20 protein-coding genes are annotated in these 23,436 nt (G+C 70.6%); 10 read left to right on the top strand and 10 right to left on the bottom strand.

Annotation, left to right across the window (positions count from 1 at the left end; all coding sequences use genetic code 11):
- Positions 1-58: 58 nt before the first annotated feature.
- Entirely contained in the window at positions 59-475 is a 417-nt protein-coding gene (locus tag Q8W67_RS13575) for a hypothetical protein (protein ID WP_305546263.1), read from the top strand.
- Entirely contained in the window at positions 472-942 is a 471-nt protein-coding gene (locus tag Q8W67_RS13570; protein WP_305546261.1) for a hypothetical protein, read from the top strand. Before Q8W67_RS13575 ends, Q8W67_RS13570 begins: the two co-directional genes overlap by 4 nt.
- Positions 943-945: 3 nt before the next feature.
- Here the strand turns inward: Q8W67_RS13570 and Q8W67_RS13565 are convergent, their stop codons facing one another.
- Positions 946-2,217 carry an FAD-binding oxidoreductase gene (locus tag Q8W67_RS13565; RefSeq protein ID WP_305546259.1) on the bottom strand — a complete coding sequence of 424 codons (1,272 nt, stop codon included), beginning with the start codon at positions 2,215-2,217 and terminating at the stop codon, positions 946-948.
- 206 nt (positions 2,218-2,423) lie between these two features.
- On the opposite strand from Q8W67_RS13565, the gene gltX reads away from it, so the two are divergent.
- A complete protein-coding gene (gltX, locus tag Q8W67_RS13560; RefSeq protein WP_305546257.1) occupies positions 2,424-3,764 on the top strand; it encodes a glutamate--tRNA ligase in 1,341 nt (446 codons plus the stop codon).
- 98 nt (positions 3,765-3,862) lie between these two features.
- On the opposite strand, the gene Q8W67_RS13555 is transcribed toward gltX, so the two are convergent.
- The 5 genes from Q8W67_RS13555 to Q8W67_RS13535 all read right to left on the bottom strand — a co-directional run bounded on the left by Q8W67_RS13555 (position 3,863) and on the right by Q8W67_RS13535 (position 10,552).
- Positions 3,863-5,149, bottom strand: a complete 1,287-nt coding sequence (locus tag Q8W67_RS13555; protein ID WP_305546339.1) for a hemolysin family protein — start codon at positions 5,147-5,149, stop codon at positions 3,863-3,865.
- Between the two features lie 321 nt (positions 5,150-5,470).
- Positions 5,471-6,238: a class I SAM-dependent methyltransferase gene (locus Q8W67_RS13550; RefSeq protein ID WP_305546255.1), complete on the bottom strand. Its 768-nt coding sequence runs from the start codon at positions 6,236-6,238 to the stop codon at positions 5,471-5,473.
- Between the two features lie 15 nt (positions 6,239-6,253).
- Positions 6,254-7,462: an MFS transporter gene (locus Q8W67_RS13545; protein WP_305546253.1), complete on the bottom strand. Its 1,209-nt coding sequence runs from the start codon at positions 7,460-7,462 to the stop codon at positions 6,254-6,256.
- A 109-nt stretch (positions 7,463-7,571) separates the two neighbouring features.
- On the bottom strand, positions 7,572-9,371 hold the full coding sequence (locus tag Q8W67_RS13540; RefSeq protein WP_305546251.1) for an OmpA family protein: 1,800 nt from the start codon (positions 9,369-9,371) through the stop codon (positions 7,572-7,574).
- A 77-nt stretch (positions 9,372-9,448) separates the two neighbouring features.
- Positions 9,449-10,552, bottom strand: coding sequence for a DUF2865 domain-containing protein (locus tag Q8W67_RS13535; protein WP_305546249.1), 1,104 nt, complete (start codon positions 10,550-10,552; stop codon positions 9,449-9,451).
- Positions 10,553-10,712: 160 nt separating this feature from the next.
- Between Q8W67_RS13535 and Q8W67_RS13530 the strand changes: the two genes are divergently transcribed.
- Positions 10,713-11,228 carry a CreA family protein gene (locus tag Q8W67_RS13530; protein WP_305546247.1) on the top strand — a complete coding sequence of 172 codons (516 nt, stop codon included), beginning with the start codon at positions 10,713-10,715 and terminating at the stop codon, positions 11,226-11,228.
- Between the two features lie 30 nt (positions 11,229-11,258).
- Here Q8W67_RS13530 and Q8W67_RS13525 read toward each other — a convergent pair whose 3' ends face one another.
- The gene (locus Q8W67_RS13525) at positions 11,259-11,606 is read right to left on the bottom strand and encodes a hypothetical protein (protein ID WP_305546245.1); all 348 of its coding nucleotides are present in this window, start codon (positions 11,604-11,606) and stop codon (positions 11,259-11,261) included.
- A 309-nt stretch (positions 11,607-11,915) separates the two neighbouring features.
- Here Q8W67_RS13525 and cysS point away from each other — a divergent pair, with 309 nt between their 5' ends.
- Positions 11,916-13,355, top strand: a complete 1,440-nt coding sequence (gene cysS / locus Q8W67_RS13520; RefSeq protein ID WP_305546243.1) for a cysteine--tRNA ligase — start codon at positions 11,916-11,918, stop codon at positions 13,353-13,355.
- Between the two features lie 165 nt (positions 13,356-13,520).
- Positions 13,521-14,237, top strand: coding sequence for a trypsin-like serine protease (locus tag Q8W67_RS13515; protein WP_305546240.1), 717 nt, complete (start codon positions 13,521-13,523; stop codon positions 14,235-14,237).
- An 85-nt stretch (positions 14,238-14,322) separates the two neighbouring features.
- Here Q8W67_RS13515 and ctrA read toward each other — a convergent pair whose 3' ends face one another.
- A complete protein-coding gene (gene ctrA / locus Q8W67_RS13510; RefSeq protein WP_010683835.1) occupies positions 14,323-15,024 on the bottom strand; it encodes a response regulator transcription factor CtrA in 702 nt (233 codons plus the stop codon).
- 419 nt (positions 15,025-15,443) lie between these two features.
- On the opposite strand from ctrA, the gene fliI reads away from it, so the two are divergent.
- From fliI to Q8W67_RS13495, 3 genes are all read left to right on the top strand, one after another.
- Positions 15,444-16,796 carry a flagellar protein export ATPase FliI gene (gene fliI / locus Q8W67_RS13505; RefSeq protein ID WP_305546235.1) on the top strand — a complete coding sequence of 451 codons (1,353 nt, stop codon included), beginning with the start codon at positions 15,444-15,446 and terminating at the stop codon, positions 16,794-16,796.
- Positions 16,797-17,000: 204 nt separating this feature from the next.
- A complete protein-coding gene (fliJ, locus tag Q8W67_RS13500) occupies positions 17,001-17,408 on the top strand; it encodes a flagellar export protein FliJ (RefSeq protein WP_305546233.1) in 408 nt (135 codons plus the stop codon).
- Positions 17,409-17,580: 172 nt separating this feature from the next.
- The gene (locus tag Q8W67_RS13495; protein ID WP_305546231.1) at positions 17,581-18,642 is read left to right on the top strand and encodes a lysylphosphatidylglycerol synthase domain-containing protein; all 1,062 of its coding nucleotides are present in this window, start codon (positions 17,581-17,583) and stop codon (positions 18,640-18,642) included.
- A 363-nt stretch (positions 18,643-19,005) separates the two neighbouring features.
- Here Q8W67_RS13495 and flhA read toward each other — a convergent pair whose 3' ends face one another.
- Positions 19,006-21,165 carry a flagellar biosynthesis protein FlhA gene (gene flhA / locus Q8W67_RS13490; RefSeq protein WP_305546229.1) on the bottom strand — a complete coding sequence of 720 codons (2,160 nt, stop codon included), beginning with the start codon at positions 21,163-21,165 and terminating at the stop codon, positions 19,006-19,008.
- A 291-nt stretch (positions 21,166-21,456) separates the two neighbouring features.
- Between flhA and Q8W67_RS13485 the strand changes: the two genes are divergently transcribed.
- Positions 21,457-22,056 carry a hypothetical protein gene (locus Q8W67_RS13485; protein ID WP_305546227.1) on the top strand — a complete coding sequence of 200 codons (600 nt, stop codon included), beginning with the start codon at positions 21,457-21,459 and terminating at the stop codon, positions 22,054-22,056.
- Positions 22,057-22,090: 34 nt separating this feature from the next.
- Here Q8W67_RS13485 and Q8W67_RS13480 read toward each other — a convergent pair whose 3' ends face one another.
- A complete protein-coding gene (locus Q8W67_RS13480) occupies positions 22,091-23,332 on the bottom strand; it encodes a capsule biosynthesis protein (protein WP_305546224.1) in 1,242 nt (413 codons plus the stop codon).
- Positions 23,333-23,436 lie beyond the last annotated feature (104 nt).

The raw sequence follows: 23,436 nt of genomic DNA, 5'->3' as shown, positions 1-23,436 counted from the left end.
GTTGACGCGGGACCGGCTCGCGCCACTTCGTCGGCGGCAGGCTCGGCCGGAGAACCGCATGAGAGTCCCTTGCACCGCCACGATCGTGTCTGGACTGATCGTGGCGCTCGCGCTCGCCGGCTGCGACGCGCCGAAGCCCGGACCGGCCGGTCAGCCCGGGCCGAAGGGTGATCAAGGCCCGGCCGGCCCGCAGGGCCCGCCGGGCCTGAACGGCGCGACCGGCGAGCGTGGCCCCGCGGGCGAGCCGGGCCCGGCCGGCGCGGCGGGGCCTCAGGGACCGGCGCTGAACACGCAGGTGCGGCTCGACGTCGCCTGCCACCGCGACGAGGCGCTGATCGGCGCCTATTGCCGGGGCATGGCGGTGATTCCATCCGTGACCGTGACCGACGGCGTGTCCACCGTCGGCTGCCTCGACATGACCGCCAAGACCGCCAAGGATGCGGAGCCGGTCGCCGTCTGCATGAGGAAACCGTGAGACGCCTCGTCCTCGTCCTGCTCGCCGCGCTCGCATCTTCCGCGGCGTCCGCGCAGCGCTTCCTGCCCACGGAGCGCGCGGCGATCGCCCTCGTGCGGGACCGGCACACGGAGGGGCTCGCCACGATTGCCCAGACGCTCGCCTATGCCGAACGCGCCTCCGGCGGCGCCTTCGCGCTCGGCCGGTACCGGATCGCGCGCCGCCCCGGCGAGGCCTTCGCCCGGGTGCAGATCTGCTACCGCCTCGGTGTCGATCCACCGACCTGCGGCCTCGACTATCTCGTCACGGTCGACCCGCCCCATGTCGAGCCGGCCGAGCGCTACGACGGCCTGACCCGCGACCTCGAGCACGGCCCCCGGGCGTTCCTGCGGGCGCTCGCCCGCGAGGTCGATCTCCAGCGCCAGCCGGAGATCGTCAGGCGGCTTCAAGGGGCTCTGGACGCCTACAACCCCTACGACTGGCGCTGACGGTCAGACCAGGCGCGGCCAGCGCAGCAGGCGGTCCGGCGCGAAGGCCGCCACCGGAACCCGCGGGGGTCGGTCCGTCGCGAGGTCGGCCACGATCTCCCCGGTGATCGGGCCGGTGGACAGGCCGATATGGCCGTGGCCGAACGCGAAGAGCAGCCCCTCATGCCGGGGCGCGCGGCCGATCACCGGCATCCCGTCCGGCGTGGACGGGCGCGCGCCGAGCCAGGGCGCATTGTCGAGGGGACCGCCGAGGCGCAGCGTCCCGGCCGCTTCCCGGCAGGCGGCCTCGATCTGGGTGTGATCCGGCGCGGCGTGGCGGGCGTTGAGCTCGACCCCGGACAGCACACGGATCCGGTGATCGCCCATCGGCGCGATGATGGAGCCGGCGCCCGTGTCGAGCACGGGCCGGGTCAGCGGCGGGCTGCCCGGATGCAGGGCGTAGTGGCGATGGTAGCCGCGCTCGGCCGCCACCGCGAAGCGGTAGCCCAGGGGCCGGGCGATCGCCCCCGAGGCGGCGCCCGCCGCCAGCACGATCTGCCGGGCCCGCACCGTGCCGGCCTCGTGGGCGACGCGCCATCCCCCCGCCTCCTGCCACAGCCGCCCGACGCTGCCGCGCAGCCGGCGCCCGCCGAGGCCGGAGAACAGCGCCTCGCAGGCCTCGATGAGGCGGCCGGGCTCGCGCACAGAGCCGGTCTCGGTGAGCAGCATCGCCCGCGCATAGGGCCGCACCAGCGCCGGTTCGGTCTCGCGCAGGCCCGCCGTGTCGAGGATCTCGAAGGCGACGCCGTGCTCCGACAGGATCTCGCGCTCCAGGGCGGCGGCCGCGAAGGCGGCCTCGGTCCGATAGGCCTTGAGCCAGCCGGTCCGCTGCAGCCGCTCGCTGGTGCCGGCGCGGGCCGCCAGCCGTTCATGCGCCGGGTAGGCGGCGCTGGTCAGCGGCAGCAGGGCCTCTGCGGCCCGTCGCCAGCGCGATGCGCGGGCGCTCGCCAGGAAATGCGCCGTGTAGGGGATGATCCGCGGCAGGTGCGCGTAGTTCAGGCGCAGGCCCCGGTCGGCGTTGCGCAGGTAGGCCGGGAGCTTGCCCCACAGGGCCGGGCTCGACATCGGCAGGATCGAGCCCCGGCTGACCACGCCGGCATTGCCGTAGGAGGTCCGGGCCCGGGCCTCGCCGGGATCGCACAGGACCACGTCGAGTCCGCGATCCCTGAGCGCGATGCCACAGGCAAGACCGACCATCCCGCCGCCGATCACCACGATGTCGGCCGTCTCGTCCATAGCGATCCCGCTTCATCCCGCACTGCACCACGCAGAGCCTTCTGACGAGTTTTCACAGCTCTGGGTAGACGCACGAAGCAGGCGAACCAAGAGGTGGCATGAGACGGGAAGAGTGGTGGGAAGGTCTGCCGCCCGCTCCTGGCTTCTGTCCGTTCCCGCGCGACGTCGCGCGCAAAACGGCCCGCAGATCGGCTAAAGAGCGGATCATGACTCTCGTTCGCTTCGCTCCCTCGCCCACCGGCTACCTCCACATCGGCAACGCCCGGCCGGCGCTGCTCAACGCGTTGTTCGCGCGCAGGACCGGCGGCCGGTTCCTGCTGCGGCTGGACGACACCGACCCGGAGCGCTCCACGGAAGCGTTCGCCCAAGCGATCCGGGAGGATCTCGCGTGGCTCGGCATCGCGCCGGACCTGTTCGCCCGCCAGAGCGACCGCAAGGCCCGGCACGACGCCGCCGCCGACCGCCTGCGCGCGGCTGGCCGGCTCTACCCCTGTTACGAGACGCAGGAGGAACTGGAACGGCGGCGCAGGCGCCAGCTCGGCCGCGGGCAGCCGCCGATCTACGACCGGGCTGCCCTCCAGCTCAGCGCGGAGGACCGGGCGGCGCTCGAGGCGGAAGGCCGGCGGCCGCACTGGCGCTTCCTGCTCGAGGCCCGCGAGGTGGCCTGGGACGACCTCGTGCGCGGCCCCGCGCACGTCGATTGCGCGTCGCTGTCCGATCCGGTCCTGATCCGCGCCGACGGCAGCTACCTCTACACGCTGCCCTCGGTGGTCGACGACGCCGACCTCGGCGTCACCCACGTGATCCGCGGCGAGGACCACGTCACCAATACCGGCGTGCAGGTGCAGATCTTCGAGGCGCTCGGCGCAGCCGTGCCGGTCTTCGGCCATCACAACCTCCTGACCACCGCGGACGGGGAGGGGCTGTCGAAGCGGCTCGGCCACCTGTCCCTGCGCGGCCTGCGCGAGGCCGGCTACGAGCCGGCCGCCGTGCGTTCGCTCGCGGTGCTCACCGGCTCGGCCGAGGCGGTGCGGGCTGTGCCCGATCTCGATACGCTCGCGGCCCTGGTCGATCTCGGCGAGATCTCGCGCGCACCGGCCCGGTTCGATCCGGCCGAGCTCGACGGGCTCAACGCCCGTCTGGTCCACGCTATGCCGTACGCGGAGGTCGCCCCGCGGCTCGCGGAGCTGGGTATCCCGCAGGATCGTGCGGAGGCGTTCTGGCTGGCGGTGCAGCCGAATCTCGCCCGGGTCTCGGAGGCGCGCGACTGGTGGCGGGTCGTGGCCGGACCGATCGAGCCGGTGATCACGGAGGAGGCCGTGATCGCGGCGGCCCGCGAGACTCTGCCGCCGGAGCCGTTCGGGTCGGACACCTGGAAGGCCTGGACGGCGGAGATCCGCAACCGCACGGGGGCCAAGGGGCGGGGGCTGTTCATGCCGCTGCGCCTCGCGCTCACCGGCCTGGAGCACGGGCCGGACCTCGCCGGCCTGCTGCCGCTGATCGGGCGTGACCGGGCGGAGCGCCGTCTCGCGGGAGGGGCTGCGTAGCGCGAAGGTTGAATCGCTCCCGCTGCACGGCATGTTGCCGGCTGGGTCCGGTCGTGAAGCGGCTCCGAATGGCATCCCGCTGACCGCCTATACCGCCCTCACTCCGCCTCGGACGTCTCCAGCGGAGTGGCCAACAACTTGTCGACGCGGCGCCCGTCGAGATCCACCACTTCGAAGCGCCAGCCGGCGATGTCGCAGGTCTCGCCGGTCTCCGGCAGGCGCTGGAATGCGGCGATGACGAGACCCGCCGCCGTGGCGTAGTCGCGCGAGGGCGGCAGGCGCAGGCCGAGCTGGTCGGCCAGCTCGTCGGCGGGCATCGACCCCGCAATCAGCCAGGAGCCGTCCGCGCGCCGGACCGCGTCCGGCTCGACATTCTCGGATCGGAAGGCGCCCGCGATGGCGTCGAGGATGTCGGCGGGCGTCACGAGGCCGTCGAAATGGCCGTACTCGTCGTGCACCAGCGCCATCGGCACCTGGGCCTTGCGGAGCGCATCGAGGGCATCCAGCGCGTCCAGCGTGTCCGGGAGCACCGGGGCCTGGCGCACATGCGCGCGCAGGTCGAGAGGCTCGCCCCGCGACAACGGCCCGATCAGGTCGCGCACCTGCAGCACGCCGATCATCGCGTCGGGGCCGCCATCGGCCACGGGCAGGCGGTCGTGGGGGCTCGCGAGGAGTTGCGCCCTGATCTGGTCCGCGTCGTCGCCCAGATCGATCCACACGACATCGGTGCGCGGGGTCATGACGCCGCGCACGGCCCGGTCACCGAGCCTCAGCACGCCGGAGATCATCGCGCGCTCGCCGCCCTCGATGACCCCCGCCGTCTCGGCCTCGGCGACGAGGCTGCGGATCTCCTCCTCGGTCACCGCGCTGGCGCTCTCGGTCTCCTGGCCGATCAGCCGGAACACCGCACGGGTCGAGGCGTCCAGCAGCCACACGGCCGGCAGGGCCGCCCGGGAGACGACGCGCATGCCAGGCGCCACCGCGCAGGCGATGCCTTCGGGATTGCGCAGGGCGAGATGCTTCGGGACCAGTTCGCCGATGATCACCGACAGGTAGGTGATCGCCGCGATGACAAGGCCGTAGCCCAGCGTATCGGCCCAGCCCTTCGGCAGGCCGAGCTCGATCAACACCAGGGCGAGACGGTCGCCCAAGGCCGCCCCGGAGACGACGCCCGACAGGATCCCGATCAGTGTGATGCCGATCTGCACGGTGGAGAGGAAGCGCCCCGGCTCCTCGGCGAGCGCAAGCGCCGCCTTCGCGCCCGGGCGGCGCGCATCGGCGAGCGCGCGCAGGCGGCTCTTGCGCGCCGAGACCACGGCCAGCTCCGAGAGCGCAAACACGCCGTTCAGCGCGATCAGCAGGACGACGAGAGCGAGTTCGATCAGGCCGGATTGCACAGCCGCGATCCCGTCATGCGGGCCGGGCTTCCTCTGATGGCGCGGGGTTTCAAGATGGGTGCGGCCGGCGGCCCGGTCAACGGCCAAGCCTTGGCCGCAGGCCAATCGCCGCGTGGAAGAGCCATCCGGGAGACCGCGCGGTTTCACAAATCTATTCCGCACTCCGTGATGGATTCGGCGGCTCTGCGAACGACCCCATCATCTCGAGGCGCCGCAGGCGGGCCCGGGATGATCGCGCGGATGACCTGCCTCGGCTGGGATTCTCGAGCCTACGAGAGATTTGTTGTTCGGTCGTGCGATGACCCCGCCTCAGCGCGGGCGCGCCTCGATCAGCACGGAATCGATCAGGAAGCTGCCATCGGCCTCGATGCCGAAATGTGCCGTGACTTCCTCAGGCGCTGCCGCCTGAAGGGCGCGGATCGCCGCGGCGTTGACCGGCGGCGTGCGCATCCGGGCGATCCAGCTCGCGAACTCCATGCGCGGGCGGGTCTCGAGCGTGGCGCCAGCGGCGAAGCCTGCCGCCTCCAGCATCCGGCGCCATTCCGACATCCGGTAGTCGCGCACGTGCGAGGGGTCGCGCAGAAGCTCCACCGCCTGCAGATGCGTGTCGAGCAGGGGCTCCTCGGGCGAGGCGATGTCGCAGACGACAAGAAGCCCGTCCGGCTTCAACACCCGCCGGGCCTCCGCCAGGGCGGCCGGCACGTCGCGCCAATGATGGGCGCTGTAGCGGGTCAGTACCGCGTCGAAGGCTGCATCCGCGAAGGGCAGCGATTCGGCTGCCCCCGGCCGGATCTCGATCCGGTCGAGCCCGCGCCGTCCGGCCTCGGCGGCGACCGCCGCCAGCATCTCGGTCGAGAGGTCGTAGGCCGTCACCGTGGCGCCGGCCGCCGCCGCCGCGAAGGCGACGTGGCCGCCGCCGCAGCCGAGGTCGAGCGCCCGGGACCCCGGCATCCCGCGGATCAGCGCGCCGATCCGGTCGAGGTCCGCCCCGGCGGCGTGGACCGCGCTCGTCACGTAGGCGGAAGCCTGGGCGCCGAACTGGTCGACGACGTGGCTGGCGTGGCTGCGCGCGCTCATGTTTTCCTCCCCGGCTCAGGCCGCCAGCGGCGCGAGGCGCGACAGCCGCAGGGCGATGGCCAACGCCAGACCGTAGAGGCTGGCGACGAACAGCACCACGCCGTTCCAGCCTGCATGGGCGAAGAACCAGCCGCCCGCCGTGCCGAGCACCGACGAGCCGAGATAGTACGAGCAGAGATAGACCGAGGAGGCTTGGGACCGGTCGCGCACCGCCCGCCGGCCGACCCAGCTGCTCGCCACGGAATGCGCGCCGAAGAAGCCTACCGTCACCACCACCACGCCGGCGACGATCAGCGGGATGCGGTCGGACAGGGTCATCAGGATGCCGGCAAGGCCGATGCCCGTGGCGAGCCACAGGACCCGTCGCCGCCCGAATCGGCTCGCCAGCTCCCCGGTCACCGGGCTGCTGACCATGCCGGCGACGTAGACGGAGAAGATCAGGCCGATCACCGTCTGGCTGAGCGAGAAGGGCGGGTCGAGCAGGCGGAACCCGATGTAGTTGTAGATGCAGACAAAGCCGCCCATCAGCAGGAACGCCTCGGCGAACAGCCAGGGCAGGCCGGCGTCGCGGAAATGGTGGCCGAAGCTGCCCGGCACGTCGCGCCACGCCATCCGGCGCGGCACGAAGCTGCGCGAGGGCGGCAGCCAGCGCCAGAACGCGACGGCGGCGACCAGGGCGAGGCCGCCGATGGTGGCGAGCCCGGCACGCCAGCTCACGTGGTCGGCCATGACGCCGCTGATCAGGCGGCCGGACATGCCGCCGAGCGCGTTGCCGCCGACCAGGAGCCCCATCGCCAGGCCGATCGCCTGCGCGTCCATCTCCTCCGCGAGATAGGCCATGGCCACCGCGGGCAGGCCGCTCGCCGTGAGCCCCGAGAGCGCGCGCAGGGCCAGGAATCCGTGCCAGCTCGGCACCAGGGCGGCCACGATGGTGAGCACGGCCGACGCGCAGAGGGAGGCCAGCATCACCGGCTTGCGGCCCCGGATTTCCGAGAGCGGGCTGACCACCAGCAGGGCTACTGCCAGCAACCCGCAGGGCAGCGAGAGGGCGAGGCTGCTCTCGGCCGGCGAGACGCCGAAATCATCGCTGAAGATCGGCAGCAGCGGCTGGACCGCGTAGAGCACCGCGAAGGTCGAGAATCCCGCTGCGGCGAGCGCCAGCGCCGTGCGGCGGAAGACCGGCGTGCCCGCCCGGATCAGCCGCCCGTCCGCTTCGCTCTCCATCGCCGCCCCGTGCCGCCCGCTTCTGCGCGGTGGTGGGACGCGAGGCTGAACCCGTCAACCGCCGCGCGTGTCATGCCCGCGCGGCGGCAGGATCAGAGCGGCGGGACGGTCACCGCGGCGGCGCGGCCTGCGCCGGGCCCTGCTGCAGCAGCGGCGTGATCCGCCGGACGGTGACGCGGCGGTTCTCCCGGGACGGGCCCTGCGTGTTCACCTTGAGATACTGCTCGCCGTAGCCCTGGGTGGTCAGGTTCTCGGGTGGCACCTGGAACTGCTGGGTCAGCACGGTCGCGACCGACTGCGCCCTGCGATCCGACAGGGACAGGTTGTCGATGTCGGCGCCGACCGCATCGGTGTAGCCCTCGATCAGGAAAACCTCCTGCGGGTTTGCGCGGATCGCCCTGTTGATCGCCGCGGCGATCACCGACAGACGCGCAGCCTGGTCCGGAGTCACGGTGAACGATCCGGTGTCGAAATTGATCGTGTCGATGTCGACCGAGCGCATCCGGGCGCGCAGGTCCGGGCTGTAGCGCACCTGATCGAGCGTGTAGCGCCGATCCACCGCGACCACGGGCGGGGCCGTGAGCGCCTCGTAGACCGCGCCCTCGTCCGCCTGCTCGTATTCCACCACATAACGGTCCCGTGGGATCCGGATGTCGGGTGGGGGCAGCACCACCACGTCCTCGTAGATCGGGCGGGGCGGACCGGCATAGCTGTTGTCGATGATCACGACCTCCCGGCCGTCGCGGAACTGGCGGTAGCGGCGCAGCAGCCTTCCGTCGTCGTCCGTGACGGTCACGATCTGCTCGCCGTCCGGCCGGTCGATGAAGCTGTAGAAGTCGGCGCCGCGCCGCTCGCTGCGGTAGCCGCGCGGGTCGAGGTCGCGGAAGCGCTCGTTCTCGTCGTGACGGATCAGGTAGCCGTCGCGGTCGCGGACGATGATGCGGCCGGGCTCCCGGTAATAGGTCCGGCCGCCCTCGCTGTATTCGCGCCGGTCCCGGCGGACCTGCTCGTAGTCGCGCGCGTCGTCGTCCTGACGGAAGCCCCCCGGGACGTAGCCGGGCTGCCCCGGCGTGTTGAACGCGCCGCGGTCGCCCGGCCTGCCGGGGCCGGTGGCAGGCGGCGGGGAGGCCGGCTGGTTGGGCGCGGGCGCCTGTGCGGGCGGCTGGAACGGCCGTCCCGGCAGGCCAGGTGCCATGTTGGGCGGCACGGGGCGCCCCGGTTCGGCATCAGGGCCTGCGTTCGGCTGCGGTCGGGCGCCGGGCTCGGCGTCGCGGCGCTGGACCGGCCGGCCCGGCCCGGCGGGAGCCGTCGCGGGCGGGGGAGGCGGCGCCGCGTCGAGGCTGCCGGGGCGCTGCACCGGTGCCTCGCGGTCGGGAACCGCGTCGAGCCGCTGGGCGGGACGGTTCGCGCCCGCGCCGGGGGCCGGGCGCGCCGGCTCCGGGTCGCGGCGGTCCTGGTCGGGGGCGCGCGGCGGAGGGGCCGGAGGCCGCAGGTCCCGCTCCGGGGCCGGCCGATCGGGCGCTGGCCGCCGCTCGGGGGCCGGCCGGTCCGGCTGGCGCTCCTGAGCCGGCGGCTCGGGCCTGCGCTCGGGGGCACGCTCCCGTGCAGGCGGCTCCGCCTGAGGCTGGCGCTGGGCGGGCGGCTCGGGCCGTTCACGGGGAGCAGGGGGCGCGGCGCGTTCCGGCCGCGGCTCCGGCCTGTCCCGCGCGGCCGGCGGCGGCCCGGGGCGCTCCTGCGGTGGCCGCTCCGGGTGGGGACCGCCATGCGGAGGCTCGCCGCCGCGCGGGCCGCGCTCCTCGGGGCCGCCCTGCGCGAGGAGGATCCGGCCCGGGGACGCGCCTGCGGGCTGCATGAGTGTAAGGCCCGGCAGCACCGTGCCGGTGAGCAAAATCAGTCGCAGGAGCCGCATCGGAGCCTCGTTTCGGATCGAGCCGACCCGAACACGCTGCGCCGCCCTTGGTTCCCGGGCGACGGATCAAGGTTTCGTCAGGGCGTGAGGCGCTGCGGCACCGCGATCATGTCTGGGGCGATGACCCGCACCGCCACGTGGTCGGGCCGGGTCTCGCCCGGCTTGGGCCCCCCGGACTTGACCTCGCCCGGGTCGGCGTCCCTGCGAGCCTCGGCGGTCAGGACGGCGGCCTCCACGCCGGCCTTCGCCTCGACTCCCGCGCGTCCCGCGGCGTCTGCGGCGAGTTCGGCCGCGGTCCGGTCCGCCCGGCCGACGAGGGTGAGGCGCACCTTCGGACGGGACAGCGCCTCCGCCTGCATCGGCGTCACGAAGATATCGCCCTTGTGCCGGACCAGCATGCTCTCGGCCTTGACGAGCGATTGCGCCCAGGTCTGCCCCTGGGGCTTGCAGGAACAGTTCGGGACGAATTCCTTGCGGAACTTGAAGGCGTTGGCGAGGCTGGTGTAGGCGCGGCTGCCCTTCACCGAAGCGGCGTGCTTCAGCGCCTCGTCGCCGTAGGGCATGGAATAGGCCTGCGCCTCTGTCCCGGGGCAGAGCGCCTGGCACATCTCATCGGCGCCGCCGCGTCCGTCGGGCAGGTTGCGCATCGGGAAGAAGCCGCCGTCGCAGGTCCGGACGCAGACCATCTGCGGGCCGCCCTTGGCGTATGCCTCGCCGGCGGCCGCCCAGGTCTCCCGCGCCGGGCAGTTGGCGGCGACGAGCCGCTGCAGCTCGCGCTTGCGGGTGCCGTCGTCGTCGAACACCGCGCCGCCGTAGGTTGCCTTGAGCGCGCGGATGCGCTGCTCCACCGCCCCGCATTGCGGCGGGCGTGTGTCGAAGAACAGGAACTGGCCGCCCGCACAGTTGAGGCCGCGGAAGTAGGCCTCGAGCCGCCCGATCTCGTCGTTGAGCGCCCGCGTCGTGCTGGCGCCGGTCTGCACCGTGGCGAGCTCGGACCGGTAGCGCCGGCAGGCGGGGGACGGCAATTGCGGAGCGGACGGCCTCGCCTCCGCGGCGGCCGGCTGGTCGGCCGGCGCATCCTGCGCCACGGCCGTGACGAGGAGGCTTCTGGACAGACCGAGGGCCAGCGCCGCGCTCAGGATGAGGCGGCCGAGCGAACGGACGATCGGGCGGTCAGGCATCGGCTGCATCGCGTTGATCGGAGGCGCGGCGATCCGAAGCGGTCGGGCGCTGGCACGCCTGCGCCTCAGGACCGAAGCAGCGCGAGTGTACGCCCCCTCGCAAGACGGCGACAGCCCTCCTACATCCCGGCGGCAAGCTCGGGCGGGGAATTGGCCGGTGATGTGGTTTCGGAGTCTCACCTATGTTGGGCTGCTCGCCGCGTGTATGGCCGCGGCCGGACAGGCGGCGGCCCAGGAGCCGGACAGGATCTTCGACAAGTCGACGGTCTGGCGTCCGTTGACGCCCAACGACAAGCTCGTTGTCTACGGCATCGACGATCCGGCGGTCTCGGGGGTCGCCTGCTGGTACACCCAGCCCGAGAAGGGCGGCATCAAGGGGACCCTCGGCCTCGCCGAGGACGTCTCCGACATCTCATTGGCCTGCCGCCAGACCGGCCCCGTCGCCTTCAAGGGCAAATTCGGCCAGGGCGAGGTCGTCTTCAGCGAGCGGCGATCCCTGATCTTCAAGTCAATGCAGATCGTTCGCGGCTGCGACACCCGGCGCAATACGCTGATCTACATGGTCTATTCCGACAAGGTCATACAGGGGTCGCCCAAGAACTCGACCTCGGCGGTGCCGCTGGCACCCTGGGGCACCGAGCCTGCTCCGAAATGCTCGGACTTCCTGAAGGGGTGAGAGGGGCCCCGCGGCCTCTCATCCGGGTGGTCAGTCCTGGCAGGTGATGCGGATCGGGCGCTCGGCCGGTGTCGAGACCGGCCGATCGATGGCGCCGGTGTACTCGTCCGCGGCGGCGACACCGTAGGAGTTCGCCGCGGCGTAGCCCTGCGCCTCGCACCACGCGTTGGCCACCACCTGTCCGCACTCGCTGCCCGGAGTCGACAGGCAGTCGCCGACGCCGTAGCCGTCGCTCGACGGGATCAGGAAGGTCTTCTCGACATGGGCCGGCGCCTTCGCGGGCGTCTCGCCGTCGCTGCCCGCGAACGCGCCCTGTGCAAGGCAGGCCGTGGCCAGGATGGCGGCGATGACGAAGGAACCGGCGGCCGTGCGTCGCATGGAATATCCTTGGGCACAGGAGCTGTAGCGTGAGGAGCGCGATCCGGACGGTCCGATGACGCGGTTAAGGAAGGCTTACCCGCAACGCTTGAGGACCATCTCGAATTTCTCAGGTTTTTGGGTTAGCCCCATCGGGCGGCCCGCACCGTCGCCGCGGTGCAACAGCGGGCCGCGGCGGGACCGCCGGAGCCGCCATGGTTTGGCCGTTCTCCGCCGCGCGAACGCCGCAGGTCGTTGAAGGCAGGGCCGGTTTTCCGGTTACGGCGCGGCGCCCGGACCAGGACGCGGCACCGGTAGGGGATGGGTTTCATGGCGCCGATGTTGCGGCTCTACAACACGCTCAGCGGTGCCAAGGAAGCGTTCGCGCCGATCGATCCCGCGCATGTCCGGATGTATGCCTGCGGTCCGACCGTCTACGATGCGGCGCATATCGGCAACGCGCGCCCGATCATCGTCTTCGACCTGCTGTTCCGATTGCTGCGCCACCTCTACGGGCCGGCGCACGTCACCTACGCGCGCAACGTCACGGACGTCGACGACAAGATCAACGCCCGCGCCGCCGAGCGCGGCATAACCATCCGCCAGCTCACCGACGGGACGCTGGCGCAGTTCCACCGGGACATCCGCGACCTCGGGGTGCTGATGCCCGAGGACGTGAACGTGCCGGGCGAGCGCCCGCGCTTCGTCGAGCCCCGCGCCACCGACCACATCGCCGAGATGGTGGCGATGATCGAGGCGCTGATCCGCTCCGGACACGCCTACGTGGCGGAGGGGCACGTGCTGTTCGACGTGCCGGCGATGCCCGATTACGGCCGGCTCTCGAAGCGCCCCCTCGACGAGATGGAGGCCGGCGCCCGGGTCGAGGTCGCGCCCTACAAGCGATCGCCCCTCGACTTCGTCCTGTGGAAGCCCTCGAAGCCCGGCGAGCCGTCCTGGCCGTCGCCGGCCGGCATCGCCGCGCCCGGCCGGCCCGGCTGGCATATCGAGTGCTCGGCGATGTCGGCCAAGCACCTGGGTCAGACCTTCGACATCCACGCGGGCGGCATCGACCTGATCTTTCCCCACCACGAGAACGAGGTCGCGCAGTCCCGCTGCTGCTTCGGGACGCCCGTGATGGCCAATGTCTGGCTGCACAACGGCTTCCTGCAGGTGGAGGGTGAGAAGATGTCGAAATCGCTCGGCAACTTCATCACCATCCGAGACGTCCTGAACGACTGGCCGGGCGAGGTCGTGCGCCTCACCATGCTGAAGACGCATTATCGGCAGCCGATCGACTGGACGCTGCAGAGTCTGCAGGAGTCAGACAGAGTCTTGAATCGGTGGTATAATGTCGTGGGTGACCATCCCGCAGATGGAAATCTGCCTGACGATTTCGTTGAAGCATTATGCGATGATCTGAATACACCCGCTGCGATCGGTGAATTGCATCGCCTGAGCAGCTCTGGAAAATTGGGAACTTTTCAGCCTGGTCACAGCCGTTTCGGCCAGGAGGCACAACCTGCTGCCTTGCGCGCCGGTGCGAACTTGCTTGGTCTGTTGGGACAGACACGGACCGAACGCGAAAGTTCGCAGGTCGCGGCCTCCGGGATCGACGTCTCCGCGGTCGAGACGCTGATCGCCGAGCGCCGCGCCGCCCGGGCCGCGAAGGACTGGACCGCCTCCGACCGGGCCCGCGACGCGCTCGCCGCCTTGGGCGTGGCCGTCAAGGACAACAAGGACGGCACCACCACCTGGACCGTCACGCGCTGAGCCGTCGGGCGCGATGACGGGGACGTGACCGCGGCCGCATTCTCCCGTCGGCTTGCACCCGGTGCCCTGCGCCGCAACTGTGGTTCGGGGGCTCCTGGCGCAAAAGGTTCGCACGTGAGAACAATCGGGACCATCGGAGCGCGGCGCCCCCGCGCCGGATTGGCTTTGGCGTTCGGGATCGCCCTGTCGGGCCCGGCCCTCGCCATCGAAGGCGGGGCGCCGGCGGGGCGGGATGCGCTCGCGGAGGCCAGCGTCGCCATCGGCACGATCACCCAGCCAGAGGACGCGCTGCGCCTGACGCGCTGCACCGGCATCCTGATCGCACCGGACCTCGTGCTCACCGCGGCACATTGCGTGAACGGCGATCCGCTCGGAGCATTGGTGGTGTTCTTTCGCGGCAGCGATCCGACCCGTCCGGTCTACGCAGCACGGGTCGCCGCGCGCTACAGCCCGGATCCGGGCGAGATGCAGCCGAACGCCGCGCCCGACGTGAGTCTCGCGGACCTGTCCCTCGATCTCGCGGTCCTGCGCCTGACCGAGCCCGTGCGCGACCGGCGCCCGGTGCCGCTCGCCGCAGATCCCCGCCGGATCCCGAAAAGCCTGCGGATCGCAGGAGCCGGCCTCTCCGGGCGGGGTGTCGGACGGCTGCGTACCGCGGTGCTCACGCCGGTGGCGGCCAGCAACACCGGCCTGACCATCGCCCGGGCGAAGGGCGCCCGGGTCTGCTTCGGCGATTCCGGCGGCCCGGTCGTCGCGCAGGATCGCCGCGGCACCTATGTCTGGGGCGTAGCGAGCGCGGTGATCAGCCGGACCGCCCCGTGCGGCAGCTATGTGATCGTCGCACCGGCCGCCCAGGTCTTCTCCGGTGCCGGCACGCGCTGACCCGCCCGCGGGACGCAGACAGCGAAAACCCCGCGCGGCCGGGCCGCACGGGGTTTTTCAGGATGGGAAGACGGCCCGAGGCGGATCAGACCGCCATGCGCTCCTCGCCGTCCATAGGCTCGCGCAGCACGTAGCCGCGGCCCCAGACGGTCTCGATGTAGTTCTTGCCCTGGCTGGCGTTGGCGAGCTTCTTGCGGAGCTTGCAGATGAACACGTCGATGATCTTCAGCTCGGGCTCGTCCATGCCGCCGTAGAGATGGTTGAGGAACATCTCCTTGGTGAGGGTCGTGCCCTTCCGGAGCGAGAGGAGTTCCAGCATCTGATACTCCTTGCCGGTGAGGTGCACTCGGGCACCGCCGACCTCGACGGTCTTCTGGTCGAGATTCACGATCAGGTCGCCGGTGGTGATGACCGACTGGGCGTGGCCCTTCGAGCGGCGCACGATGGCGTGAATGCGCGCCACCAGCTCGTCCTTGTGGAACGGCTTGGTGAGGTAATCGTCCGCCCCGAAGCCGAGGCCCTTCACCTTGTCCTCGATGCCCGCCATGCCCGACAGGATCAGGATCGGCGTCTTCACCTTCGCCACGCGGAGCGAACGGAGCACTTCGTAGCCCGACATGTCGGGCAGGTTCAGATCGAGCAGGATGATATCGTAATCGTAGAGCTTGCCGAGATCGACACCCTCTTCCCCGAGGTCGGTGGTATAGGTGTTGAAGTTCTCGGACTTGAGCATCAATTCGATGCTCTGCGCTGTCGCGCTATCGTCCTCGATCAAAAGTACCCGCATCGTCGGTCCCCAGCCCAGCCGGCCGCATCAGCGCGCAGACACGTCCCCACCGTTCGCCCGCCACCGGCCTGTGGACGGGCGCTCCGTCGCTCTTGACGTGGAACGCTATGGATTAATCGTTAACAAAACCTGATTCCTACCCGCAAGCGTCTCGTTCGCCGACCTGCGAGCTTGACGGAAGGAATGAGGTCCCTCCGCCCTGCCTCGGGCCGTGATTCCGTTCCGTTCGCGACCAGATCTCCCGCCACTCCTGGCGTAAGTGCTTCCCCCGCAACGGTCCGATCCCGGCTGTGATCCTGCTGCCACAGCAGCACGACTTCGTGGAGCCCGGCCGCTGCCGGAACCCGGATCGGGGCGCTACGAGCCCGATGACCGCAGTGTTAAGGAGGCCGGTAAACGAAGCGTTGAGAGGCAGGCCGATGACACAGGATTCGGCAAGGTCCGTTTCCACACTCGCGGCCGCCCGCGCGGCCCTCGAACGCGTCGAGGTCCTGGAGACCTTCGGCCGGGTGGTGGCGATCCGTGGCCTGCTGGTGGAGGTCGCGGGGCCGGTGGCCGCCATGCGGCTCGGCGGCCGGATCGACGTGGAGGGCGCCAACGGCCACGGGCTGGTGCCCTGTGAGATCATCGGGTTCCAGGGCGACCGGGCGCTGGCTATGCCGTTCGGCTCCCTGGAAGGCGTGCGCCGCGGGTGCCCGGCCTATGTGCGCAATGAATCCGCCGGGGCGATCCGGCCGTCGGCCGCCTGGCTCGGCCGGGTGGTCGACGCTTTGGGCCGGCCGGTCGACGGGCTCGGCCCGCTGCAACAGGGGCCGGACGTCTACGCGCTGCGCGCCGACCCGCCGCCGGCCCATGCCCGCACCCGGGTCGGCGGTCCCCTCGACCTCGGGGTCCGGTGCATCAACACCTTCCTGACCATGTGCGCCGGCCAGCGGATGGGCATCTTCGCCGGATCCGGCGTGGGGAAGTCGGTCCTGCTCTCGATGCTCGCCCGCTACACCGCCGCCGACGTGGCGGTGATCGGGCTCGTCGGCGAGCGCGGCCGCGAGGTGCAGGAATTCCTGCAGGACGACCTCGGCGCCGCCGGCCTGGCGCGCTCGATCGTGGTTGTGGCGACCTCCGATGAGCCCGCCCTCATGCGCCGCAACGCGGCCTACGTGACCCTCTCCGTGGCGGAGTATTTTCGCGACCAGGGCGCGAAGGTGCTGTGCATGATCGATTCGATCACCCGGTTCGCCATGGCCCAGCGGGACATCGGCCTCGCCGCCGGCGAGCCGCCCACCGCCAAGGGCTACACGCCGACCGTCTTCTCCGAACTGCCGCGCCTGCTGGAGCGGGCCGGCCCCGGGATCGGCCAGGGGACGATCTCGGCGCTCTTCACCGTGCTGGTCGAGGGCGACGACCACAACGAGCCTGTGGCGGACGCGGTCCGCGGCATCCTCGACGGGCACATCGTCATGGAGCGGGCGATCGCGGAGCGCGGGCGCTACCCGGCGATCAACGTGCTGCGCTCGGTCTCGCGGACCATGCCGCGTTCCTGCGACCCGGCCTATCTGCCGGTGGTCCGGAGGGCGCGCCGGGTGCTATCCACCTACGCCGACATGGAGGAGTTGATCCGCCTCGGCGCCTACCGCGCAGGCTCCTCCCAGGAGGTCGACGAGGCCGTGGCGCTCATGCCACATCTTGAGGCTTTTCTGGGGCAAAGTAAGGAAGAAGCAACGTCCATCAGCGATGGTTACGCACGGCTCGGCCAGATCGTCGGCGGGGCCTAGGCGTCATCCGTCGACGTGGTCGCCACTTCGGCGACGAGGATGAGGCCGGACGAAGCATCATGAGCCGAAGCGGTGACCGCTCCGGCGGCGAACGTGGTGCGGAGCTGAGGATCTGAGCAGGCTCGCCGTCGCGATCCTGTTGGAGGGCGCGGCCAGGCGTAGTCCCGGGCTCGGCCCTGAGCGTTGCGTGGAGTGAGCGTCCTGATGAAATCGCGTGACACGCTGATCCGCCTGCGTCGCTTTCAGGTCGATGAGAAGCGCCGGCGCGTGACCCAGATCGAGATGATGATGGCCGACTTCCAGCGCATGGCGGTGGAACTCGACCGCGAGGTCGCCGTCGAGGAGGCCCGTGCCGGCATCACCGACGTCGGTCACTTCGCCTACCCGACCTATGCCCGCGCGGCCGCCGGCCGCCGGGACAACATGCGCCAGTCGGCCCAGGCGCTCGAGAGCCAGCTCGCCGAGGCGAAGGCCGAACTCGGCGAAGCCTTCGAGGAGCTGAAGAAGGTCGAGATCCTGAACGATCGCGAGCGCACCGCCGAGCGTGCCGCCGAGGCGGTCCGCGACCAGGCCGCGATGGACGGCATCGGGCTGAACCGCGCCCGAAGCTGACCGGGCCCGGTCGCGCCGCTGCGCTGCGGGCGGCGGACGGGCGCGCGACCGGCCGGAGGCGCGGCACGAAACCGTCATGATCACCTGACAAGGGGGATCGCAAGGGCCTCGATACGCTTGCGGCGCGTCGCTTCCCGGCGCATCAGGGGCTCTCCCCGGGGCGTCGGTGTACATGAAGAAGATCAGCGAGTTCATCTGGCCGATGATCGGCCTCGCGGCGGTCGTCGTATCGGGCTATTTCCTGTATCAGGAGTTGAAGACCACCTCGCTCGCCGCGATCTGGACTGCAATCCTGGCGATCCCGCCCCACCGCATCCTGCTCGCGGCGCTTTCCACCCTCGTCGCCTACGCGGCGCTCGCCTGGTACGACCGGATCGCGCTGCTGCATCTCGGCGTGCGCCACATCTCGTGGCTGTTCGTCTCGCTGTGCTCCTTCACCACCTACGCGCTCTCGCACAATATCGGTGCCTCGGTCTTCTCCGGCGCGCTGGTGCGCTACCGGGCCTACACGGCCAAGGGCCTCTCGGCCGCCCAGGTCGCGGTGCTGGTGGCCTTGTGTTCCTTCACGTTCTTCCTCGGCACGATCCTGCTCGGCGGCTTCACCCTCGTGGTGGATCCGCACCTGCTGACGCGGCTTGAGGGCAGGCTCCCGGGGTTCCTCACCGATCCCAAGGCGGCGCTGGTCGTCGGCATCGGCATGCTCGGCTTCGTGGGGCTGTACGTGGTGGGCTCGATCCTGCGGTTGCGCCCGCTGCACATCCGCACGTTAAAGCTCGAATATCCCCGGCCCGGCATCATGGCCCGCCAGCTCCTGGCTGCGCCGCTGGAACTCCTCGGGGCAGCGGGCATCATCTACTTTGCCCTGCCGGAGGCGATGAACCCCGGTTTCATCCCTGTGCTGGCGATCTTCCTGGCCTCGTTCTCGGTGGCGCTGGCCTCGCACGCCCCGGGCGGCCTCGGCGTCTTCGAGATCGTGTTCATCACCGCGATGCACATCACCGACGACGCGCAGAAGGACGCGATCATCGCGGCGGTGATCATCTTCCGGATCTTCTATTTCTGGATCCCGGCGCTCGTCTCGGTGATCGTCGTGGTCGCCTTCGAGCGCTCCAGGCTCGCCGCCGCAATCGGCTCGGGCGCATCCAACCCCACGAACGTTCCCGAGCCGCCCGTGATCGTACCCGGCCTCGATGCGCACGAGCTGGAGCGGGAGCTGAAGCAGAAGGCGATCTGAGACGGATTGCGGGGCGGGCTCGCAGCCTCCTTCGCCCTCTGTCGGCTGCTGATTTCCGACATCGTCGCCGTACGAGGGAGTCGGCCGGGCGCACGCGCGTTTCCTCCCGCAGCGGCTACGGCCTTCACACCTTTGTCGATGGGGGAGGCGCGCTCCTCCCCGCAAGGCGAAGGGGAAAGGCGCAGTGTCTCATCCGGTTTCCGGTTGAACAGCCCGGTCGACCGTCCCGCCCCAACATCGCTTCTCTGCGCTCGCAGAGACGGTGACAGGCGCCGCGTGTCCTCCAACCGGAGGCCGTGTGAGAACGACCGGCGCGCGCGTCGGAACGCCTCGGATCGATCACGGCTCTGCGTCCCTTGAGCCTCAGATCGAGCCCACGGTCCGGAGCCGCGCTCGCGGGTGGATCTCGGCCTGGCTCATCACCGGCGTCTCGCGACGGAAGCGCTCGATGATCGAGCGCACGAAGGGCCGCGACTGGGCCGAGGTGACCAGAACAGGCATCTCGCCCTGCCGGGCCGCCGTCTCGAAGCGGTCGCGGACGACGTTGACGAACTCGCTGAGCTTCGAGGGCTGCATGGCGAGGTAGCGCTCCTCCCGCTCGCCGACGATCGATTCCATGAACGCCTGTTCCCAGGCCGGCGACAGGGTGATGATCGGCAGGGTGCCGTTCGGATCCTGGTACTGCGCACAGATCTGCCGCCCGAGCCGGGCGCGGACGTGCTCGACGACGTCGCGGGGGTTCTTCACCGAGCCGGCGACCTCCGCGATTCCCTCCACGATCGCTCCGAGGTCGCGGATGGAGACGCGCTCGGCCAGCAGGAATTGCAATACGCGCTGCACCCCGGTGGTCGAGATCTGCGACGGCATGATCTCCTTGAGCAGCTCGGCGTGCTCCTTGGGCAGCTCGCGCAGCAGCTTCGAGACCTCGACGTGGTTGAGGAGTTCGGACACGTGAGCCTTGATCACCTCGGTGAGGTGGGTCGAGACCACGGTGGCCGCGTCGACCACCGTGTAGCCCTTGAGCTGCGCCTGATCCCGCAAGGCGGCGTCGATCCAGGTCGCCGGCAGGCCGAAGGTCGGCTCCAGCATATGCTGGCCGGGCAGCTGCACCTGGCCGCCCATCGGGTCCATGGCCATGAATTGGCCCGGGAAGATCCGGCCGGTGCCCGCCTCGATCTCCTTCACCCGCACCACGTAGGTGTTGGCGTCGAGCTGGACGTTGTCGAGGATGCGCACCGAGGGCATCACGAAACCGAGCTCGGCCGCGAGCTGGCGGCGCAGGGCCTTGATCTGGTCGGTGAGCCGGTCCTGGCCCTCCCCGTTGACCAGGGCGAGGAGCGCGTAGCCCATCTCGAGCTTGAGGTCGTCGAGCTTGAGGAGATCTGTGACGGTTTCCTCCTTGGCGGCAGCCGCGGCCGCGACCGCCTTCGCGTCCATCGGGGCGCCCTCCGCGTCGAGGGGAGGGGCCTCCTTGGCCGTCTTGTTGGTGCGCCAGGCGGCGTAGCCGGCCCCGCCGCCGAGCAGCAGGAACGGCAGCATCGGCATGCCCGGCAGCAGCGCGATCAGGAGCATCACGGCCGCCGACATGCCGAGCGCCTTGGGATAATGCGCGAGCTGCTTGCCCAAGGCCTTGTCGGCCGCACCCCGCACGCCCGCCTTCGAGACCAGGATGCCGGCCGCCGTCGAGACGATCAGGGCCGGGACCTGGCTCGCCAGTCCATCGCCGATGGTGAGCAGCGTGTAGCTCTTGGCGGCGTCGCCGAAGCTCAGGCCCTGCTGAGCCACGCCGATGACGATGCCGCCGACCACGTTGATGAACGTGATCAGCAGGGCCGCCACCGCGTCGCCGCGCACGAATTTCGAGGCGCCGTCCATGGCGCCGAAGAACGAGGATTCCTCCTCCAGGGCCGCGCGCCTCGCCTTGGCGGCCTTCTCGTCGATCAGCCCGGCCGAGAGGTCGGCGTCGATCGCCATCTGCTTGCCGGGCATCGCGTCGAGGGTGAATCGGGCCGCGACTTCGGCGATGCGGCCCGAGCCCTTCGTGATCACCACGAAGTTCACGATGATCAGGATCGCGAACACGATGATCCCGATGACGAAGTTGCCGCCCATCACGAAGTGGCCGAACGCCTCGATGACATGGCCCGCCGCCGCCGTGCCCTCGTGGCCGTGGCCCAGGATGAGTCGTGTCGAGGCGAGGTTCAGCGCCAGCCGCAGCATCGTGGCGATCAGCAACAGCGTCGGAAAGACGGTGAATTCCAGCGGGTTGTCGATCGACAAGCCGACCATCATGATCAGCACGGAGGTAATGATCGACACGGCCAGCAGCAGGTCGAGCAGCACCGCCGGCAGCGGGAAGATCAGCACCGCCAGGATGCCCATCACGCCGGCGGCGAACAGCAGGTCCGAGCGCTTGGACAGCGCATGGAGGTCGCCCCGCGTGGGCAGCGCGAGCTGACCCAGGATCGCCGCGGCTCCGCCGATCGATCCGCTCCTGACCGGCGCGCTCGCCGTCTCCGCCATCGGTCCCATCCATCGCCGTCCGTTCCGAGGAGATACCCGGGACGCACCCGGCAAGATCTGCCGAGCGGATGGTTAGCGCCGCGTTAAGAACCGGGCCGGCGCCGGCGGGAACCGGCGCCGCTCTGGCTGCTTGAACGGTCTGGCATCACATCGCCCCGGTTCGGGCCGGCGGCACCGCGCCCGGCCGGTGCGATCGGGTGCGGTGGTGACCGCGCGTCGCGGTCCGGTCGGCCGGGACGGTTGCGTATCGCGGCGGAACCGGGCGGCAGCCCACCTATCGGGAGACCCAGCATGACCGCTCGCGCCCTGACCGCCCTGTTCGACGAGTACGACACCGCCGCCGGCGTTGTGGATCAGTTGGAGGCCGCGGGCATCCCCCATGACGACATCAGCATCATCGCGAACCGGGCCGGGCCCGCGCCCGTGCCGTCTCGGCCATCCGATGATGCCGGTCCCGAGGCGGCCGATCCGGTGGACGCCGCCGGGACTGGCGCGACGGTCGGCACGGTGCTGGGCGGTGGCGTGGGCCTGCTCGCCGGCCTCGGGCTGCTGGCGATCCCCGGGCTCGGGCCGGTGGTCGCGGCGGGCTGGCTGGTGGCGGCCGCGGCGGGAGCGGGGGTCGGCGCTGCGGCGGGGGGACTGATCGGCGGCCTCACGGGCGCGGGCTTGAGCGAAGGTGAGGCCGAGACCTATGCCGAAGGCGTGCGCCGGGGCGGCACCCTCGTCACCGTACGGGCCGACGAGACCCGCGCCGGTCAGGTGCTGGCGATCCTCGACCGGGCCGGCTCGATCGACCTCGACGCGCGCGCCGAGGGGTGGCGATCCCAGGGCTGGACCGGCGGCACCATCGGGGCGTCGGCACGCCAGACCGCCGGCTCAACCGGATCCTGAGTCGTTCCCGACCCGGTGCGGATCGGCGCCGACCTCAGGCCATCATCTTCCGGGCGAACATCGTGGCCGCGAACAGCACGGCGGCCCCGGCGGTAACCAGGCTGATCATCAGGAGCCGCCGCGGCTCGGTCGAGGATTCCGCCTTTACGGGTTCGACGATCGGGCTGAAGAACTCGATCTGCCGGGCCGCGACGATGCGGGCCCGCTCATAGGCGGTCAGAACCTGCTGGTAGTACTTCTCGGCGTTCTTCCGATCGTTTTCGAGGGCTTCGAACCGGGTCAGCGCGTCCGAGAGCAGGCGCTTCTGCTCCGGATCCTGGCTGGCGGATTGCCGCTCGATCCGGGCGATGTTCTCGTCCAGATCCTTGATCTGCTGCTTGATATCGATAATCCGGCGGGATTCCGGGCCTAGGTCGCGCTGGCCGATCGCGAGCTGCACGGCCAGGTTGATGCGGGCGCCCCGCAGCTCGGATACGACCTTCAGGTTGGCTTCGTTCGACTTCTGCGCGTCGAGCACGCCTTCGCGATTGCGCAGGTCCCGCATGGCGAGGCGGATCTTGGTCATACGCTCTTCGGCGAGCTTCAACTCGCGGGTGCTCTCGGCGACGGCGTCCTCGCGCGCCTTCACGCTGAGGTCGTTCACCATCCGCTCGGCTTCCTTCATCACGGCCTGCGCGATGGCGAGCGATTCCTCGGGGTCGAAGGCCTCGACGGTCAGCGACATGATGCCGGAGCCGGATTCGATATCGACGCCCACGCGCCGCTTCCAGTATCGGAGGAACTTCTCGATCGGCTTCTCGGGATCGAAGCGCGAGAAGTAATCGATGCTGTCGCGGCTGAACCACGTCTTGATCGGCAGCTTCGCCTCGATCGTCTCCAGCATCGGCCGGCTGAGGATGTACTCGTTGGTGATCAGCGTGTCCTGCGCCACCATCTGGTTTGGAACGCCCGAGTTGGTGCCGACCGAGTCCGGCGTGGCTTTGTCGGCCGTGCCGATCGCCGGCCGGATCGCGAACCGCGCCTCGGTCACGTAGCGGTCCGAGGCGATCAGCCCGAAGTAAAGCGCCCCGGCCAGGGTCGGCAGCACGAAGCAGACCACGAACAGGATCGGGATCCAGGGATCGTTCTTGACGTGGCTCTGGTAGGACCGGATGCCCTTCTTGCGGTCGACGAAGCGCGACATGCGCGCGATCTGCCGCAGCGACTCGGTGATCGCCTGCTGGCGGTCGGCGGTCGTGACCGGCTGCCCCTCGGCTTTCCGGATCTCCATATTCATGACCTGATTCCCGGCCTCCCCGGCCTCGAGGGTCGATCCGTCGCCGGATTCTCGACCGCGCCGAACCGCTCGCGTCGAATGCCACTCGCACGCGGACGCGGCAA

It is taken from the genome of Methylobacterium sp. NEAU K, assembly GCF_030700285.1.
Taxonomy (GTDB): Bacteria; Pseudomonadota; Alphaproteobacteria; order Rhizobiales; family Beijerinckiaceae; genus Methylobacterium.
Note: the sequence above shows the minus strand (reverse complement) of the source record. Positions and strands in the feature narration are given on the sequence as shown.

What these genes read in the sequence shown, in the direction of transcription:
- Q8W67_RS13530 (WP_305546247.1), top strand. Translation starts at nt 10,713, where the DNA reads ATGTGGTTTCGGAGTCTCACCTATGTTGGGCTGCTCGCCGCGTGTATG.
- flhA (WP_305546229.1), bottom strand. Translation starts at nt 21,165, where the DNA reads ATGGCGGAGACGGCGAGCGCGCCGGTCAGGAGCGGATCGATCGGCGGA.
- Q8W67_RS13575 (WP_305546263.1), top strand. Translation starts at nt 59, where the DNA reads ATGAGAGTCCCTTGCACCGCCACGATCGTGTCTGGACTGATCGTGGCG.
- Q8W67_RS13495 (WP_305546231.1), top strand. Translation starts at nt 17,581, where the DNA reads ATGAAGAAGATCAGCGAGTTCATCTGGCCGATGATCGGCCTCGCGGCG.
- Q8W67_RS13540 (WP_305546251.1), bottom strand. Translation starts at nt 9,371, where the DNA reads ATGCGGCTCCTGCGACTGATTTTGCTCACCGGCACGGTGCTGCCGGGC.
- ctrA (WP_010683835.1), bottom strand. Translation starts at nt 15,024, where the DNA reads ATGCGGGTACTTTTGATCGAGGACGATAGCGCGACAGCGCAGAGCATC.
- Q8W67_RS13535 (WP_305546249.1), bottom strand. Translation starts at nt 10,552, where the DNA reads ATGCCTGACCGCCCGATCGTCCGTTCGCTCGGCCGCCTCATCCTGAGC.
- fliI (WP_305546235.1), top strand. Translation starts at nt 15,444, where the DNA reads ATGACACAGGATTCGGCAAGGTCCGTTTCCACACTCGCGGCCGCCCGC.
- gltX (WP_305546257.1), top strand. Translation starts at nt 2,424, where the DNA reads ATGACTCTCGTTCGCTTCGCTCCCTCGCCCACCGGCTACCTCCACATC.
- Q8W67_RS13565 (WP_305546259.1), bottom strand. Translation starts at nt 2,217, where the DNA reads ATGGACGAGACGGCCGACATCGTGGTGATCGGCGGCGGGATGGTCGGT.
- Q8W67_RS13550 (WP_305546255.1), bottom strand. Translation starts at nt 6,238, where the DNA reads ATGAGCGCGCGCAGCCACGCCAGCCACGTCGTCGACCAGTTCGGCGCC.
- fliJ (WP_305546233.1), top strand. Translation starts at nt 17,001, where the DNA reads ATGAAATCGCGTGACACGCTGATCCGCCTGCGTCGCTTTCAGGTCGAT.
- Q8W67_RS13525 (WP_305546245.1), bottom strand. Translation starts at nt 11,606, where the DNA reads ATGCGACGCACGGCCGCCGGTTCCTTCGTCATCGCCGCCATCCTGGCC.
- cysS (WP_305546243.1), top strand. Translation starts at nt 11,916, where the DNA reads ATGGCGCCGATGTTGCGGCTCTACAACACGCTCAGCGGTGCCAAGGAA.
- Q8W67_RS13485 (WP_305546227.1), top strand. Translation starts at nt 21,457, where the DNA reads ATGACCGCTCGCGCCCTGACCGCCCTGTTCGACGAGTACGACACCGCC.
- Q8W67_RS13480 (WP_305546224.1), bottom strand. Translation starts at nt 23,332, where the DNA reads ATGAATATGGAGATCCGGAAAGCCGAGGGGCAGCCGGTCACGACCGCC.
- Q8W67_RS13545 (WP_305546253.1), bottom strand. Translation starts at nt 7,462, where the DNA reads ATGGAGAGCGAAGCGGACGGGCGGCTGATCCGGGCGGGCACGCCGGTC.